Source organism: Lysinibacillus alkalisoli (assembly GCF_014643595.1).
Lineage (GTDB): Bacteria > Bacillota > Bacilli > Bacillales_A > Planococcaceae > Metalysinibacillus > Metalysinibacillus alkalisoli.
The window spans coordinates 46,265-63,096 of sequence record NZ_BMJT01000005.1; the positions used below are offsets into that span (position 1 = coordinate 46,265).

A 16,832-nucleotide genomic window follows, 5' to 3' on the forward strand; every position below is an offset into this window, starting at 1 on the left:
GTGTAACAATTGAAGATTCAAAAAGTCACGATTCATCACATTAAAATGCCATTGCAGTTTACCTTTGCGACAAGCTTTGGTGTGATGACAGAAAAAGAATTTCTTATTATAGAAGCAACAGCTAATGATGGCACTATAGGTTACGGGGAATGTGTAGCGTTTGCCGCTCCTTGGTATACGGAAGAAACTATTCAAACTTGTTGGCATATGTTAGAAGATTTTTTATTGCCATTATTACAAGATCAAGAAATTAATCATCCTGATGAGCTCCAAGCAATCTTTGCACCTATACGTTTAAATCATATGGCGAAGTCAGCTATAGAGGGCGCCATTTGGGATATTTATGCGCAACAACAAGGGATGAGTTTAGCACAAGCATTAGGCGCAACTCAAAATGAAATCCGTGTAGGTGTAGCCATTGGTTTACAACCTACAAAGCAAGCTTTATTACAACAAGTAGGTAAAGCAATCGCTATGGGTTACGGACGCATTAAAGTAAAAATCAAACCTGGTCACGATCTTGAAGTGATTTCAACAATTAGAGAGCAGTTTCCAGATGTGCCATTAATGGCAGATGCAAATGCAGCATATACATTAGATGATATGGCAAGATTACAAGCTTTAGATGCCTATAATCTCTTGATGATTGAGCAACCTTTGGCATTTGATGATTTAATTGAGCATGCCACATTACAAAGACAATTACAAACAGCCATTTGCCTTGATGAGAGTATACATTCATTAGAAGATGTAAAAAAAGCCATTCAAATCGGAAGTTGTCGTATTATTAATATTAAGATTGGTCGAGTAGGTGGTTTGACTGTCGCTAAACAAATTCATGATTATTGTAGACAACATGACGTGGGGGTTTGGTGTGGTGGTATGTTAGAGACAGGCATTGGACGCTTGCATAACATCGCATTAAACGCCTTACCACATTTTGTGTTACCTGGCGATTTGAGTGGCTCTCACCATTATTGGCAGCGAGATATTGTGAAGCCGCCTATTATGATGGCGCATGGTAAAATTCAAGTACCTATGGATAAAGAAACATATCCTGTTATTGATCATCAAGCATTGGCACAATATACTCTCACTAAAAAAGAATATGATGTAACAGGCTTAGTCTAGGAAGCATTGTTACACCACTCTAACAGGCACTGACGAGATTATTTTCGTTACTGCCTGTTTCTTTGTCATACGTAATAATAGAAAAGTAGAGCGTGTTGTACTTTCTCATTTACGTGATAATGTATTCGCAAATGCTACGATAGATGATGAGTTTGCCACAATGTTAAAATAGTATAGACTTTATATGAGGCAATTTTAGAATGACATGATAAAATTTATTAGATATGGTTACATCAAAAAAAATTACAAAAGTCCATAAATGTTATAAATGTATCAATATTAATACATATCAGATGTTTTTAAAATATAAAGGATAAAATTATCAATTTAATAAGGAATTAAGCTCAGTATATTTATATTATTATGTTATATTTTCTGTTTTTAAATCTATAATATAAAAAAAGTTTTACAAATAAATTATAAAAAAAGCAAATTAGCGGTTGATATTATAACTTAAGTTGCTATAATGAATATTAGTTGATGGAATTGATAATCATTATCATCTTGTGAAAGCAATTAGCATTGTACTATGTTAGACTTTGTCTCCGCTTATGGAGAAGAGTCACTACTCTATTATCATTCCAACAAATGTTACACCACACTATATATTTAGGAGAGATAAAGTATATGAAGAACTTTAAGTTACTAGTCATTATGGCTGTTTTTGCATTACTATTAGCGGCTTGTTCGAATTCAGGCGACGATAAAGCTGACACAAAGGAAGAACCAAAAGAAAAAGATAACGAGAAAACAGAAGAAGTTGCAACAACAGTAGATGTTACAGATGCGCATGGTACCGTTACAGTACCTGTTAACCCTGAGAAAGTAGTAGCGCTTGATAATCGTACATTTGAAACATTATCAGATTGGGGTATTGAGTTAGCGGCAGCACCAAAACCTGTAATGCCAGCAGACTCACCATATGTAGCAGATGAAAAAGTTGTGGATATCGGTAACCACCGTGAGCCAAAACTTGAAGAACTTGCAGCAGTAGATCCAGATTTAGTTATCGTAGGTCAACGTTTTGGTAGCTACTATGAAGACATTAAAAAACTAGTGCCAAATGCAGTCGTAGTAGACCTTAGTTTTGATGTTTCAGAAGATGCAGAAACACCAGGAGAGAACTTAGTAAACGGACTTAAAGATTCAACAACTATGTTAGGTCAAATCTTCGATAAAGAAGAAGATGCTAAGAAGTTAAATGAAGAGTTTGATCAGTCAATTGCAGATGCTAAAGAAGCATACAATGGCGAAGACACAGTTATGGGTGTTATTGTTTCAGGTGGAGATATTGGCTTCTCAGCACCAAGTCATGGACGTGTATGGGGCCCAATGTTCGATATTTTTGGATGGAAACCAGCTTTAGAAGTAAATAATACAAGTGCAGACCACCAAGGTGATGAAGTTTCTGTAGAAGCGATTGCACAAAGTAATCCAGACTGGATTTTTGTATTAGACCGTGATGCAGCAGTAAGTTCTACAGAAGATGCTGTTCCAGCACAAGATGTTATTGATAATGCACCAGCATTACAAAACACAAAAGCAATTACTGAAAAACAAGTAATTTATGCACCAGCTGACACGTATACAAACGAATCAATCCAAACGTTTATGGAGATTTTCCAAAACATGGCGAAAACTTTAGCTAAGTAGGGCAAAGGAGTTTAACATAGTGCAAAAGAATGCTACTACTGGAGTTGGGCTAGATCCCCAGCTCCAGCTTTCTAACCAAAATAAAATATGGACAAAATCATTCATACTAGCCATTTTTGTGGTTGGTATTTTGGCAGTTGTTTCGCTATTTACAGGTGTATATGATATCAGAGGACAAGATGACGGTTGGGAAATGTTCTTTATTACGCGGGTACCAAGAACTATTGCGCTAATGTTAACAGGCGCAGCCATGGCTATGACGGGTCTTGTGATGCAATTAATTACCCAAAACCGCTTTGTTGAACCGACAACAACTGGTACGATAGAATGGGCAGGTTTGGGCTTATTAATTGTGTACTTATTAGTACCTGCACCAAGCTTAACACTACGTATGCTAGGTGCTATTGTATTTTCCTTTATTGGTACTATGATTTTCTTTTTATTTTTACGAAAAGTAAAATTAAGATCGTCATTGATTGTGCCTATTATCGGTTTAATGCTAGGTGCTGTTATTTCAGCTGTCTCTACTTTTATGGGCTTATTTTTCCAAATGTCTCAAGTTGTAGAAAGTTGGTTTGTTGGTTCTTTTACATCTGTTCAAGCCGGTCGTTATGAATATTTATGGATTATTGTTATTGTCACTGTTCTCATCTTTATGTATGCGAATAAACTAACACTTGCAGGACTAGGTGAAGATGTAGCCAAGAGTTTAGGTGTTAATTATAATATGTTAATCCTATTGGCTAACGGTTTAATCGCGATAGCAGTAGGTATTGTAGCAGCCGTTATTGGGAATTTACCATTCTTAGGCTTGATTGTACCAAATATCGTCTCCATGTTTAGAGGCGATGATTTAAGGAGTAATTTACCTTGGGTTTGCGTCATAGGTATGGGGACGATTATGGTATCTGATATTATTTCACGTGCCATTATTATGCCATTTGAAGTACCTGTATCGTTAATTCTAGGCACATTTGGCGCAATCGTATTTATTGTGATTTTATTAAGACAAAGAAAAACGAGGAGGCTATAATGAAGGTATTAGATTATCAAAACAAAGAGCAGATTCAAACCGATACTAGCCTTCATGAGCGTTCAAGGTCTTCAAAAGCTTTCCGATCTAAAAAAGATGAGAAACGTTATTGGATCATATTAGTATCATTGATTGGTTTAGGGCTATTATCCTCGTATGGTTTATTAGTGTATAATAATCCAGTTCCTATAGACTCACCATCATTCATACCTGTAGTAACACGCAGAATTGATGCTTTAATTGCGATGTTAATTGCAGCTGTTTGTCACAGTTTAGCAACCGTAGCTTTCCAATCTGTGACAAATAATAAGATTATTACACCTTCACTATTAGGCTTTGAATCGTTGTACTCTGTTATTCAAACAAGTACAATGTTCTTCTTTGGTGCAGGGGCATTAATTAGCTTTACAGGCATTGGGCCATATCTTTTCCAAGTGGCTATTATGGTTGTGATGAGCTTGCTGTTATACGGTTGGTTATTGTCTGGAAAATATGGTGACCTGCAATTAATGCTATTAGTAGGTATTATTATCGGCACAGGTTTAAGCGCTGTATCAACGTTTATGCGTAAATTATTGGCGCCTTCTGAGTTTGATTTATTACAGGCACGTTTATTAGGGTCAGTAAATAATGCGGATTCGTCTTACTTCCCTATTGTTATCCCAATTATTATTGTGATTGCTATCTTATTATTCCTGTTTTCGAGAAAATTAAACGTTTTATCATTAGGTAGAGATGTAGCAACGACATTTGGTGTTAACTACAAACGAAGTATTATTTATACGCTTGTACTAGTTGCTGTATTAATGTCAATTTCAACTTCTTTAATTGGTCCATTAACCTTCTATGGTTTTTTAGTAGCTACTTTAAGTTATCAAGCAGCACCTACATATGATCATCGTTATATTTTCCCAATGGCATTAGCGATTGCATTTTGTATATTAACAACTGCTTATTTCTTAATGTATCATGTATTTGACTCTCAGGCTGTTGTTGGTGTAATTATTGAATTATTTGGTGGAATAATCTTTTTACTTGTTATATTAAGGAAGAGGTCGCTATGATAAAAATTACGGATGTAAAAAAAGCATATACAGAAAAAGTGAAGATTGGCCCTTTAAATATTGAGATTCCAAAAGCAGGGTTTACATCATTAATTGGTCCCAATGGTGCAGGTAAATCAACGACATTAATGATGATTGGGCGCCTATTAGATATTGACGAAGGACATATCGCTGTAGCAAATATGGACGTTACTTCTACTAAATCAAAAGATTTAGCGAAGGTCATTACGATTTTACGTCAAGAAAATCATTTTGTCACAAGATTAACAGTAAGACAACTAGTAGGTTTTGGGCGTTTCCCTTATTCGAATGGTCGTTTAACGAAGGAAGATGAAGTCATTATTTCGAAATATATTGATTTCTTAGACTTAACATCATTAGAAGGTCGCTACTTAGATGAGTTATCAGGCGGACAAAGGCAACGTGCTTATGTAGCTATGGTGCTATGTCAAGAGACGGAGTATGTATTGTTAGATGAGCCATTAAATAATTTGGATATTGCACGCTCAGTACAAATGATGGAGCATTTAAGACACGCTGCAGAATCTTTCGGACGAACAATTGTAACAGTCATGCATGATATCAATTTTGCGGCTAAATATTCTGATCGGATTTGTGCGATGAAAAATGGACAAATTGCTGCGTTTGGTACAGTCGAAGAAATTATGGATGCAGAGACATTAACAAATATTTTTGAAACGAATATTGAAATTTTAGAAGGGCCTTATGGTCCCATTGCGATCTATTAAATTGTATTATTTTTTGTATAAAAGAGGGTAAAGAGTATGTAAATGTTGTGTAATTGCAACATTTACATACTTTTTGCGTTATATGTCATGAGCATAGCACACGAATGAAAAGGAGAGGTATTATGGTTCGTAAGACAGCTTATTCACTAGCAATAGTGACTTTTTTTATTTTTTGTTTCATGTGGGTGAATTTAAATCATACAGTAGTACAAAATATTGATCGTATAGCCGTAGATTGGTTTAAAGATAATTCTTTTTTAGCTATCTTTCATTATTTTGGTGAACCTTGGTTTGTAGTGACAGTAGGTATTATTATTATGGTAGTATTATGGCTGAGAATGCGTGATTATCGTTTAATGTTATTTTTATTAGCTACATTTGGTGGTGGGGCAGCCTTAAATCAAATCCTAAAAAATATTATTGAACGTCCACGACCAGAGCGCATTGAGCAATTAATGTCTTATAGTTTTCCATCAGGGCATTCTATGTCCGGCATGATTTATTTGTTAGCAACAGTCTATATCGTTACAAAATACATAAATTTTGAACGTAAAGAATGGATGGTTTGGTTAGGTGCTTTTATTTTAGCTATTCTTATTGGTATTTCTCGAGTGGCAGAAAGTCGTCACTTTGGGTCAGATGTGATTGCAGGTTTAAGTTTAGGTTTTACATGGTTTATGCTTTGTGTATATTGGTATGAATTGCGTGATAAGGCGATAAAGCACACCACCTAATCTCATATGAAAATAGAAAAGTACAGCTGAAAAATCATTTTTCAGCTGTACTTTTTATTGTTGATTCACGCGAATACCATGCTCATCAGCTTTTGTTAAAATAACACGTAACTGAGGAAAAGCTTGTTGCATTTGTGTGGTAAAGGATTCAGCGATGGTATGTGGTACGAGTGAAATCATAGTAGGACCAGCACCGCTTAAAGCTGTACCATAGGCACCACTTTGTTTAGCATACTCTTTTAAAGCTGTAAAGTGAGGAATTAGCTGTGCACGGAAAGGTTCATGTAATAAATCACTTTCCATATAGTAACCAGCCCGTTCATAGTCTTTGATAAGTAAAGAAGCAGCTAGCATATTGGCATGTGCACTTGCTTCGACACTATATGTACGATCCAATTTATTAGGCAATACAGCCCGTGCATCAGCTGTCTTTAACTCAAAATTAGGAATATAAATAACAAAGGCAGCGTTAATGTCTGTTAAATGAATAGTATCTGTTGTTTGAATTGTAGGCATAGATGAGATAGTTAACCCACCTAAAACGGAAGCTGTTGCATTATCAGGGTGACCTTCAATCGCAGAAGATAAATTTAATTTATCTTGTAAAGTAAGCTGTAAGTTACATAATTGATTAGCTACTTCAATACCAGCTACAATAGCAGCTGCACTGCTTCCTAGTCCACGAGCTAATGGAAGTTCACTCGCCATTTCAATCCGACAAGCTGGCAACTCATGCCCGTATTGTTGAGCTGTACGTGTGGCAATTTGATAAATCAAATGTTCTTCCAAAATAACATCGGTAGGCCCATTTTGATCAAGATGAATAATCTCCCATTGGTCTTGTAGGGTAACGTCCAGCGTTAAGTACAAAGCAAGGCCAAGCCCAATGGAATCAAAGCCTGGCCCTAAGTTTGCTGTACTACCTGGCACAATGATGCGCCATTTACTCATAATACGCCCTCGATATAAGCACGAATCTCAGCTTCATCATTTTTTAAAGATTTTACTTCTACAGTAGATACATCCATAGCGGTATCGGGGTCTTTTAAACCATTACCAGTGAAAACGGTAACAACTTGTGATCCTTTTTCGATTTTACCAGACTTCACCGATTTAATAACACCTGCTAGAGATGCAGCTGAACCAGGCTCTACAAAGATACCTTCACGAGAAGCAATCAGTTGATAAGCAGCTAAAATTTCTTCATCTGTTACAGCATCAATAATGCCACCTGATTCATCACGTGCCGCTTCTGCCAACTTCCAACTAGCAGGGTTGCCAATACGGATAGCGGTTGCTACTGTTTCAGGCTGTGCAATAGGTGTGCCTGTAACGATTGCTGCAGCACCTTCTGCCTCGAACCCATACATTTTTGGTGTGCCACATTGTTTAGCTTCATGATATTCTTTAAAGCCCTTCCAGTAAGCTGTAATATTACCAGCGTTACCTACAGGAATACATAAGTAGTCAGGCGATTTTCCTAAAGCATCTACAATCTCAAAAGAAGCTGTTTTTTGACCTTCAATACGATAAGGGTTAACCGAGTTGACAAGGGCTACTGGTGAAGTTTCGCTTACTTGACGAACAATATTTAAGGCATCATCAAAGTTGCCATCAATTTCAATAATTTTTGCACCATACATTGTAGCTTGTGCTAGTTTACCTAGAGCCACTTTACCTTTTGGAATCACCACAATTGATTGAATACCAGCACGAGCTGCATATGCAGCAGCCGCAGCAGAAGTGTTGCCCGTAGAAGCACAGATTACACATTTACTGCCATCTTCAATGGCTTTAGCTACAGCAAATACCATACCTCGGTCTTTAAATGACCCTGTAGGATTAGCGCCTTCAATTTTACCGTAAAGTTCAATACCAAGTTCTTTTGATAAATTCACAAGGTGAATTAAAGGTGTATTTCCTTCATTGAGTGTCAATGCGGGTGTTTTTTCTGTTACTGGTAAAAATGATTTATATTCTTCAATTAAGCCTTTCCACATAACTAACGAGCTCCTTTTGTTCTTTTAGAAAGAACAGTTGTATTTGTATAAAGGACATTTTATCGCAAATAGCTTATATATTCAATAGGAAAAGATAAATTGTCGAAACAATGCGATAAATCGATTTGATATTGTCATGAAATTGAAACAGGTGTATAGTGTAAACAATACTGACAAGACAGGTGGAACGATATGAAAGAACAAAGTATTTCACGTAATAAATTATTAGGTATCGCAGGTATTGGATGGATGTTTGATGCTATGGATGTCGGCATTCTATCATTTGTTATTGCTGCTTTAACTGTGGACTGGGGATTAACACCTACACAGGCTGGCTGGATTGGTAGCGTCAATTCTATAGGTATGGCAGTAGGCGCCGTTGTATTTGGTGTATTTGCTGACAAAGTGGGGCGCAAACAAGTATTTATGGCAACTTTGATTTTATTTTCTGTTGCAAGTGGCTTATCAGCCTTTACGACAACACTGACCTTCTTTTTAATGTTACGTTTTTTCGTTGGGATGGGGCTAGGTGGTGAGCTACCTGTGGCTTCTACGTTAGTAGCAGAAAGTGTTGCAGCAAAGGAACGTGGTAGGGTAGTAGTTTTATTAGAAAGCTTTTGGGCAGCTGGCTGGTTAGTAGCAGCGCTCATCTCCTATTTTGTAATACCAAGTTATGGCTGGAGAGTTGCTTTGATTTTAACAGCTTTACCTGCTTTTTATGCCATTTATTTACGTTGGAGTTTGCCAGACTCACCACAATTTACAAAAAAGGTGCAGCATGCTAAACGTAGCATTTGGCAAAACGTAAAAGATGTTTGGGCAAAACCTTATACTAAATCGACTGTAATGTTATGGATTGTTTGGTTTACGGTAGTGTTTTCTTATTATGGCATGTTTCTTTGGCTACCGAGTGTAATGATGGGTAAAGGTTTTGATTTAATTTCTAGCTTTAAATATGTACTCATTATGACACTAGCACAATTACCAGGCTATTTTACTGCCGCTTGGTTGATTGAGCGTATGGGACGCAAATTTGTACTTGTTACCTATTTAATAGGCACTGCTATAAGCGCTATTATTTTTGGTAATGCAGAAACAGCCGCTACATTATTAATTGCAGGTATGTTTTTATCATTCTTTAATTTAGGCGCATGGGGCGCATTATATGCCTATACACCTGAGCAATATCCAGCCGTTATTAGAGGTACAGGTGCAGGGCTTGCCGCTGCGAGTGGGCGAGTTGGTGGTATTTTTGGACCGCTACTAGTCGGTACGCTAATGGCAAGAGGCTATGATATTAGCATTGTATTTACAATTTTTTGTATTGCTATCTTAATTGGTGTTATAGCTATTCTATTATTAGGTAAAGAAACGAAACAAATCGAATTAGAGTGAGTAAGCTAGCGCTTATTCACTTTTTTTCTTTATCTAATAGTCATTTTCTTTAATTATCAGAAAAATCATTGTTTTCAGATAAATAAAATGATATGGTGTTACATGAATATAAACAAGGAAGGACGTTTGACGTGACAGTCGAAGAAACTATTAAACAAAAATATCTTCGTTTATCGAAAGGTCAAAAGATTGTTGCCCAGTATGTGCTGAGTTATCCTAATCTCGTAGTAGAGAGCACCATTGCGAAATTGAGTGGTCGTATTGGTGTAAGTGAATCTACCATTGTTCGTTTTTGTTATGCAATTGATTTACAAGGATTTGCTACATTACAACAAGCATTAAAAGTTGATTTTGAGCGCCCTAAAAAAAAATCGACTTCAGAGAGTGTCCTTTGGTAGTCGAGCATTTCAAAGCTTTATAATTAATGATACTATATAGAAGAAATATAGATATTATTTAGGAGGCAATGAAATGAGCAAGATTTTAGTTTTCGGTCATAAAAACCCTGATACAGATACAATTACATCAGCAATTGTGCATGCTTACTTAAAACAACAGCTAGGTGTAGATGCAGAGGCAGTACGTCTAGGTGAAATTAATGGTGAAACACAATTTGCTTTAGATAAGTTTGGTTTTGAAGCACCTCGTTTAGTTGAAAAAGTATCCACAGAAACACAACAAGTGATGTTAGTAGACCATAACGAGTTTCAACAATCTGCAGATGATATTAGAGATGTAACTATTCTAGAAGTAATTGACCACCATCGTATTGCAAATTTTGAAACAGCAGACCCTTTATACTTCCGTGTAGAGCCTGTTGGTTGTACGGCAACGATTTTAAACAAATTGTTTAAAGAGCATAATATTGATATTCCAGCAAATATTGCAGGTTTAATGGTGTCAGCAATTGTATCTGATACATTATTATTTAAGTCACCAACATGTACAGAACAAGATGTAGCAGCGGCAAAAGAATTAGCTAAAGTGGCAGGTATTGACGTTAATGAGTACGGTCTAGCTATGCTAAAAGCAGGTGCAGATTTAAGTGCTAAAAAAACAGAGGATTTACTAACACTAGATGCAAAAGAATTTACATTTGGTAACTATAAAGCTATCGTTGCACAAGTGAATGCTGTTGATGTTAATGATGTTTTAGTGCGTCAGTCAGAAGTTGAAACATTAGGTCAAGCATTGATTGAAAAAGAACAGTTAGGTTTATACTTCTTTGTTATTACAGATATTTTAAATAACGATTCTGTAGCCATCGCATTAGGTGAGGCAAGTGAGGCAGCGGCAACCGCATTCCAAACAACGCTAAAAGATAACCGTGTTGTCTTACCAGGCATTGTATCGCGTAAAAAACAAATTGTACCTGCTCTAACAGAAGGTTTGCAATAATAAAGTAAGGCGGCCATCATAAGCCGTCTTTTTTATATGAAGAAAACACATGATTTGCTAAGTTGTATCTCACATGGTTACAATTAGCGTAATAATTAGAGGAGGTAATGGTAATGAAGATTGAGGTATGGTCAGATTATGTTTGTCCATTTTGTTATATTGGCAAAAAGCAATTAGAGATGGCAATTCAAGAGACTGGTATTAAAGATGTAGAGGTGGAGTATAAAAGCTATATGTTAGATCCCAACACGCCTGAGGATTCATCTGTTCACGTATATGATAGTTTGGCTAAAAAATATCAAACTTCAGTAGACCAAGCAAAAAACATGACGTCTAGTGTAGTAGCTCGAGCACAAGAGGTAGGTCTAGCATATGATTTCACCAATTTAATGGAAGAAAACACCTTAAAAGCGCACCGTTTAACAAAATGGGCTGCTCAGTATAATAAAGGTCAAGCCTTAACAGAAGCAATACTCCATGCTCATTTCATTAAGGGGCAACGCATTGGGCAAGATGCAGTTTTATTAGCAATTGTTAAAGAGGTAGGGTTAGATACAGCAGCGGCACAGCAAATAATAACTACCGATGCATTTACTGAAGAAGTGCACGCAGATATTGCGGAAAGTAGAGAGCTTGGTGTACAAGGTGTGCCATTTTTTGTGATTGATCGTAAATATGGTATTTCAGGTGCACAACCAGCAGAAGTATTTGAACAGACCTTGCGTAAAGTAGCTAATGAAAAGGCTAGTTCGTTACAAATGCAAGGGGATGGCAGTGCCGCTTGTGATGACGAAAAATGTGATTTATCATAACTCAGTCAAAAGTATGAAGTGTAACGCGTTGACTTTTCAACGCGTTTTTTTTATGATTAAGTTATTAATCTTGAATTCAAGATAAAAATGAGCTTTATGAAAAGGAGCAACAAAACAAATGAACGTATTAGTAATTAAAGCAAATAACAGACCCGCATCAGAGGCTATTTCAACACGCATGTTTGAAACATTTATGGAAAATGTAGAAGTAGAGAATATTAAAGTCTATGATGTGTTTGAAGAATATACACCTTACTTTGGTCAAGACTTCTTTACGATCTTTGGTAAACTTCAACAAGGTGAAACACTAACAGAGGAAGAACAGGCGATGTTAGCTGCGCAACAAAAAGCACAAGAGTTATTTAAAGAAGCAGATGTGATTGTTTATGCTTTCCCTTTGTGGAACTTAACAATCCCTTCAAAAATGCATACATTAATTGATTACTTATATCAAGCAGGATTTACCTTCCGCTACAATGCAGAAGGGCAATCAGTACCGCAATTACCAGGTAAAAAGTCAATTATTTTAAGTGCACGTGGAGGCTTCTATTCAACTCCTGAAACAGCACCTTTAGAAATGGGTGTGAATTATATGCGCAATGTTATCACAGGGGTATTTGCTCATGATATTCTTGAAGAAGTTATTATTGAAGGTCATAATGCAGACCCACAAAATGCAGAGAAAATTATCGCAGATGGTTTAGAACGTGTGAAAGAAGTAGCAAAGACAGTTTCACAACTACAAATCAACGCATAATAAAAAGCAGTAGCGAACGATAGTTCGCTACTGCTTTTATCATTTTATAATGTTAATGCTTTTACTTCATCAATATTCGTTAATTCGGCTACAAATGCTAAATCTTCATCTGTTACTTGGTTATCCACTGATAACATCATAACAGCTTTACCACCAACTTGCGCACGACCTACTTGCATCGTAGCAATATTGATATCTTTTTCTGCTAGTTTTGTTGCAACACGTCCGATGGCACCAGGTTTATCTGTGTTACGAATATATAATAAGTGCCCTTCTGGAATTACGTCTACTACATAGTCCTCTACTTTTACAATACGAGCACCTAATCCATTTAACAATGTACCTGCAACAGAGTGAACTTCATTAGCTGTTTTAATTTCTAATGTTAAAAGACTCGTAAATCCTTTAGCTGTTGTTGTTTTGTGTTCATTAATTTTAACGCCAATACGTTCTGTGAGGTAGCGTGCGTTAACATCATTAACATGGTTACCATGATTTTTAGATAATAACCCTTTTAACGCGTTAGATGTTAAGGGACGTACATCGTAGTTGGCTACATCTCCAGCGTAGAATAAATTGATTTCTTTGATTGGCTCAACTGTTAATTGTGTAACGAATGTACCTAACTTCTCTGCTAATTCAAAGAAAGGCTCTACTTGAGCTAATAGTTCTTTAGGAATAGAAGGCATATTAACAGGATTGGTTACTGTGCCTGTTTTAAAGAATTTAATAATGTCATTTGATACATCTACTGCTACAGACTCTTGCGCTTCAATAGTTGAAGCACCTAAGTGAGGTGTTGCAATAACTTGAGGTAATGTCAATAATTTATTGTCTGTTGCTGGCTCTTCAACGAATACGTCTAGAGCAGCTCCAGCTACTTTACCTTCTGTTACAGCATCATATAAATCATCCTCGTTAATAATACCACCGCGAGCACAGTTAATGATGCGAACGCCATCTTTCATCATAGCGAATTTCTCTTTATTAATTAAATTACGTGTTTCAGGTAACAGTGGTGTATGTACTGTGATAAAGTCAGCTGCCTCACAAATTTCATCAACTGTTGCTTTTGTTACACCTAATTCTTTAGCTCGCTCATCTGTTAAAAATGGGTCATAAGCAAGTACTTGCATACGTTGCCCTTTAGCGCGGAAAGCGACCTCCACACCAATACGACCAAAACCAACAACACCTAATGTTTTATTTTTCAGCTCTACACCAACATACGATTTACGGTCCCACTTGCCATTTTTTAGAGAGTTATAAGCTTGTGGAATGTAACGCGCTAAAGATGTCATCATAGCAATCGTATGCTCAGCAGCAGAGTTTGTATTACCGTCTGGCGCATTGACAACGATAATGCCGTGTTCAGTAGCAGCTTGTAAGTCAATATTATCAACACCAACACCAGCACGACCAATTAATTTTAAGTTTTTGGCTGCTTTAATTACTTCCGGTGTTACAGTAGTTTGACTTCGCACTAATAGGACATGGAAATCACCAATTTTTTCGATAAGTTGTTCTGGCGTTAGTCCAGTATCAACAACCACATTTAAATTTAATTCCGTTTCTTGACGTAATGGAAAAATACCATCCTCACTTAATGGGTCAGCAATTAAAATATTGATTTGTTCTGTAGTCATAATAGACGCTCCTTTTAATAATGTGATGAATAAAAAGCCTTCCACTCCTTACAGCACAAAAAAGTCGTGTTGTAAGGGGCGAAAGGCTATAAAATCGCGGTACCACCCTTATTTACCATAAAAGGTCTTAGCAATATGCGTAACGTGCATGCGACGAATCAGCATTTCCGCTGATCTACTCCAGAGTGGAACAACCTTAATCTTCATTGCTGATTTGCACCAACCATCAGCTCTCTGCGTATGAAAAAGTAAGATGTATGTCTCTTTCACTGTATTTTTTAGCTTGTTTTAAATTTTTATTAACAACTACATCATAAATGGTATCGTTCAGTTTTGTCAATGTTTTTTATAAAAAAATAAATATTTCTTTTTAATGTCAATCTTATAACGACTTAAAAGCGAATTATATATCTGTTTAAAGTTGTTATAATTCGTCTTTTTGGAGAGGACATGAAAGCGTTATCTCTTTTTAATAGAGAAGAAATGTACTTTAATACACTAAAAGGATGAAATTAAGAGAAGGGTATTCTTTCTGGAAAAATGAATAAACATTCAACTAAATAACAGTCATAATGCTATAATAAAATTAATATGCGCTTACGTGCGAAATATGCTCTTTTAAGCGTGTAATTGAAAAGGGGTGGGTGTATGTATAAGACAATTCAATTAGAGAAATTTGATCGAAGTGCCGTATTGCGTTTAAATCGTCCAGATGCTATGAACGCAATGGATGCTGTTATGATGCAAGAACTAACAGCATGTTTTGAACACCTTAAACAAGAATCTGCGATACAAGTATTGTTAATTCAAGGTGAGGGTAAGGTATTCTCAGCAGGTGGCGATATTAAAGCAATGTTAGATGCAGAGAATATATTTGATATTGATGAAGTTATGGGGTATCTATCACGTATGGTAGAGGCGTACTATACATTACCTATGATTACAATAGCCTCCATACATGGAGCTTCCGCTGGCTTAGGCTTTAGTTTGGCGCTTGGTGCAGATATTGTTATTGCAGAAGAAGATAGTAAATTAGCAATGAATTTCATAGGCATTGGGCTTGTGCCAGATGGTGGCGGGCACTTCTTTATGGCTGAACGCTTAGGTACAATGAAAGCTAAACAAATAATTTGGCAAGGTGAGCTATTAACAGCTAAGAAAGCATTGGCATTAGGTTTGATTGATTATATAGCAGATCCAGGGACAGGGCTCGCTATGGCAGACCAAATGATTGGTCAATTATTAGCTTCACCTATTTTAGCAATGATTGAAACTAAACAATTATTGCATGCTCAAAAATTACCGACTTTACAGGCTGTATTACAAGGAGAAGCTGCTGCACAATCACGTATGCGTAAAACAGCAGATCACAAAGAAGGTATTGAAGCATTTGTAGCCAAAAGACCACCTAAATTTGAAGGAAAATAACAGCCAACAGTAATAAAAAAGGGGTAGAGGGATAGTATATCTCTCTACCATTTTTACTTGAAGCGATATAATGTCTCTTGCAACCGTCTATACTTGTAAATACGTAATTAGATGCTGTTAATAACATAATTCATAATAGTTGCAATGCTGACATTGTGTTGTTTTCGTTTGTTCAAAATCGATTACGTCTAACGGTTCGTTTTGGATAATATCAGCCATATAACCTTTCATATGTTGACTGCTTTGTTTAAACGTATATAAGATATTATTTAACAAATAAGCATCGACATGAAAGGATGTAGTAGTGCCTTGTGCTAAGTATTCAATATGTAGTTGTATATTATCATAAGGGACACCGTAATGCAGATGTACATAATGCGCATATAACATCAATTGCTCGCGGTCATCTTCAGATGGTTTGCCTGTTTTCCAGTCTGTAATATGCCAAATATGATCTTTAACAGAGAGAAAATCAAGCACTACATAAACTTTAATGTCTTGTAACATCATGTAATTGAAATCTTCTAGCTGTTTGACTTCAACGATCTGTGTTGCACAATCTTTCACTGTAGGACTCATCATAAAGTGATGGATAATACGTGGTAGTAATGTATTGTAATAGTGGATAGCTGCAGTATCTAATTGTTTAAAATAATAAAGCTCTTGAAAAATAGGATGTTTTGAGGGACGTTTTATCCATAAATGTTGTTGTTTCGTACTTGTTTGGTATTTGATATTCAATGCCTTTTTTGCATATTGTATCATTTCTTCTGTTTGCGGAAGTTCACCGTATTTTATGAGAAATGTCATGGCTTTAGCTAAAATATCATGTAAGATTTCGCCAAAGGCTAATGGTAACGTCTGCATTTTCTTGAGCCGAAATAATAATTTTGCAGTAGCATCACTATTTTGTAGCCAGCCATTATGACTTCCATAGTATGTGTAATAATATTGACGTTTACAATGAATAAATGTTTTGTGACGGGAATATGACCAAGAAAAATCAGGAAAAGGTCGATAGTCAAAAGCCAT

Annotated in this window: 16 protein-coding genes and 1 other annotated feature; of the genes, 12 read left to right on the forward strand and 4 right to left on the reverse strand. The window is 36.3% G+C overall.

The window, feature by feature from the left end; translation table 11 throughout:
* Positions 1-9: 9 nt before the first annotated feature.
* The 6 genes from menC to IEW44_RS08460 all read left to right on the forward strand — a co-directional run bounded on the left by menC (position 10) and on the right by IEW44_RS08460 (position 6,364).
* Complete coding sequence (gene menC / locus IEW44_RS08435) at positions 10-1,131, forward strand: o-succinylbenzoate synthase (RefSeq protein ID WP_188614613.1); 1,122 nt, start codon at positions 10-12, stop codon at positions 1,129-1,131.
* A 627-nt stretch (positions 1,132-1,758) separates the two neighbouring features.
* Positions 1,759-2,784, forward strand: a complete 1,026-nt coding sequence (locus tag IEW44_RS08440; RefSeq protein ID WP_229704198.1) for a siderophore ABC transporter substrate-binding protein — start codon at positions 1,759-1,761, stop codon at positions 2,782-2,784.
* A gap of 19 nt (positions 2,785-2,803) precedes the next feature.
* On the forward strand, positions 2,804-3,817 hold the full coding sequence (locus IEW44_RS08445) for an ABC transporter permease (protein WP_188614614.1): 1,014 nt from the start codon (positions 2,804-2,806) through the stop codon (positions 3,815-3,817).
* Positions 3,817-4,881, forward strand: coding sequence for an iron chelate uptake ABC transporter family permease subunit (locus IEW44_RS08450; protein WP_188614615.1), 1,065 nt, complete (start codon positions 3,817-3,819; stop codon positions 4,879-4,881). Before IEW44_RS08445 ends, IEW44_RS08450 begins: the two co-directional genes overlap by 1 nt.
* Positions 4,878-5,630: an iron ABC transporter ATP-binding protein gene (locus tag IEW44_RS08455; RefSeq protein WP_188614616.1), complete on the forward strand. Its 753-nt coding sequence runs from the start codon at positions 4,878-4,880 to the stop codon at positions 5,628-5,630. The genes IEW44_RS08450 and IEW44_RS08455 overlap by 4 nt, the downstream gene beginning before the upstream one ends.
* A 122-nt stretch (positions 5,631-5,752) precedes the next feature.
* A complete protein-coding gene (locus tag IEW44_RS08460) occupies positions 5,753-6,364 on the forward strand; it encodes a phosphatase PAP2 family protein (RefSeq protein WP_188614617.1) in 612 nt (203 codons plus the stop codon).
* Between the two features lie 54 nt (positions 6,365-6,418).
* On the opposite strand, the gene thrB is transcribed toward IEW44_RS08460, so the two are convergent.
* Together thrB and thrC are read right to left on the reverse strand one after the other, a co-directional pair.
* Positions 6,419-7,315 (reverse strand): homoserine kinase, encoded by an 897-nt coding sequence (gene thrB, locus IEW44_RS08465; RefSeq protein WP_188614618.1) that lies wholly within the window; start codon positions 7,313-7,315, stop codon positions 6,419-6,421.
* Positions 7,312-8,364 (reverse strand): threonine synthase, encoded by a 1,053-nt coding sequence (thrC, locus tag IEW44_RS08470; RefSeq protein ID WP_188614619.1) that lies wholly within the window; start codon positions 8,362-8,364, stop codon positions 7,312-7,314. The genes thrB and thrC overlap by 4 nt, the downstream gene beginning before the upstream one ends.
* 192 nt (positions 8,365-8,556) lie before the next feature.
* Here thrC and IEW44_RS08475 point away from each other — a divergent pair, with 192 nt between their 5' ends.
* The 5 genes from IEW44_RS08475 to IEW44_RS08495 all read left to right on the forward strand — a co-directional run bounded on the left by IEW44_RS08475 (position 8,557) and on the right by IEW44_RS08495 (position 12,726).
* Complete coding sequence (locus tag IEW44_RS08475; RefSeq protein WP_188614620.1) at positions 8,557-9,759, forward strand: MFS transporter; 1,203 nt, start codon at positions 8,557-8,559, stop codon at positions 9,757-9,759.
* Positions 9,760-9,890: 131 nt separating this feature from the next.
* Positions 9,891-10,157 carry a MurR/RpiR family transcriptional regulator gene (locus IEW44_RS08480; protein ID WP_188614621.1) on the forward strand — a complete coding sequence of 89 codons (267 nt, stop codon included), beginning with the start codon at positions 9,891-9,893 and terminating at the stop codon, positions 10,155-10,157.
* A 73-nt stretch (positions 10,158-10,230) separates the two neighbouring features.
* Positions 10,231-11,157: a manganese-dependent inorganic pyrophosphatase gene (locus tag IEW44_RS08485; RefSeq protein WP_188614622.1), complete on the forward strand. Its 927-nt coding sequence runs from the start codon at positions 10,231-10,233 to the stop codon at positions 11,155-11,157.
* Between the two features lie 113 nt (positions 11,158-11,270).
* Positions 11,271-11,969, forward strand: coding sequence for a DsbA family oxidoreductase (locus tag IEW44_RS08490; RefSeq protein ID WP_188614623.1), 699 nt, complete (start codon positions 11,271-11,273; stop codon positions 11,967-11,969).
* A 118-nt stretch (positions 11,970-12,087) separates the two neighbouring features.
* Positions 12,088-12,726, forward strand: a complete 639-nt coding sequence (locus IEW44_RS08495; RefSeq protein ID WP_188614624.1) for an FMN-dependent NADH-azoreductase — start codon at positions 12,088-12,090, stop codon at positions 12,724-12,726.
* 44 nt (positions 12,727-12,770) lie between these two features.
* On the opposite strand, the gene serA is transcribed toward IEW44_RS08495, so the two are convergent.
* Complete coding sequence (gene serA, locus IEW44_RS08500; protein WP_188614625.1) at positions 12,771-14,372, reverse strand: phosphoglycerate dehydrogenase; 1,602 nt, start codon at positions 14,370-14,372, stop codon at positions 12,771-12,773.
* A gap of 71 nt (positions 14,373-14,443) precedes the next feature.
* Positions 14,444-14,651 (reverse strand) — a binding site (T-box leader).
* A 369-nt stretch (positions 14,652-15,020) separates the two neighbouring features.
* Between serA and IEW44_RS08505 the strand changes: the two genes are divergently transcribed.
* Positions 15,021-15,800, forward strand: coding sequence for an enoyl-CoA hydratase (locus IEW44_RS08505; protein ID WP_188614626.1), 780 nt, complete (start codon positions 15,021-15,023; stop codon positions 15,798-15,800).
* 117 nt (positions 15,801-15,917) lie between these two features.
* Here IEW44_RS08505 and IEW44_RS08510 read toward each other — a convergent pair whose 3' ends face one another.
* Positions 15,918-16,832: a PD-(D/E)XK nuclease family protein gene (locus tag IEW44_RS08510; RefSeq protein ID WP_188614627.1), complete on the reverse strand. Its 915-nt coding sequence runs from the start codon at positions 16,830-16,832 to the stop codon at positions 15,918-15,920.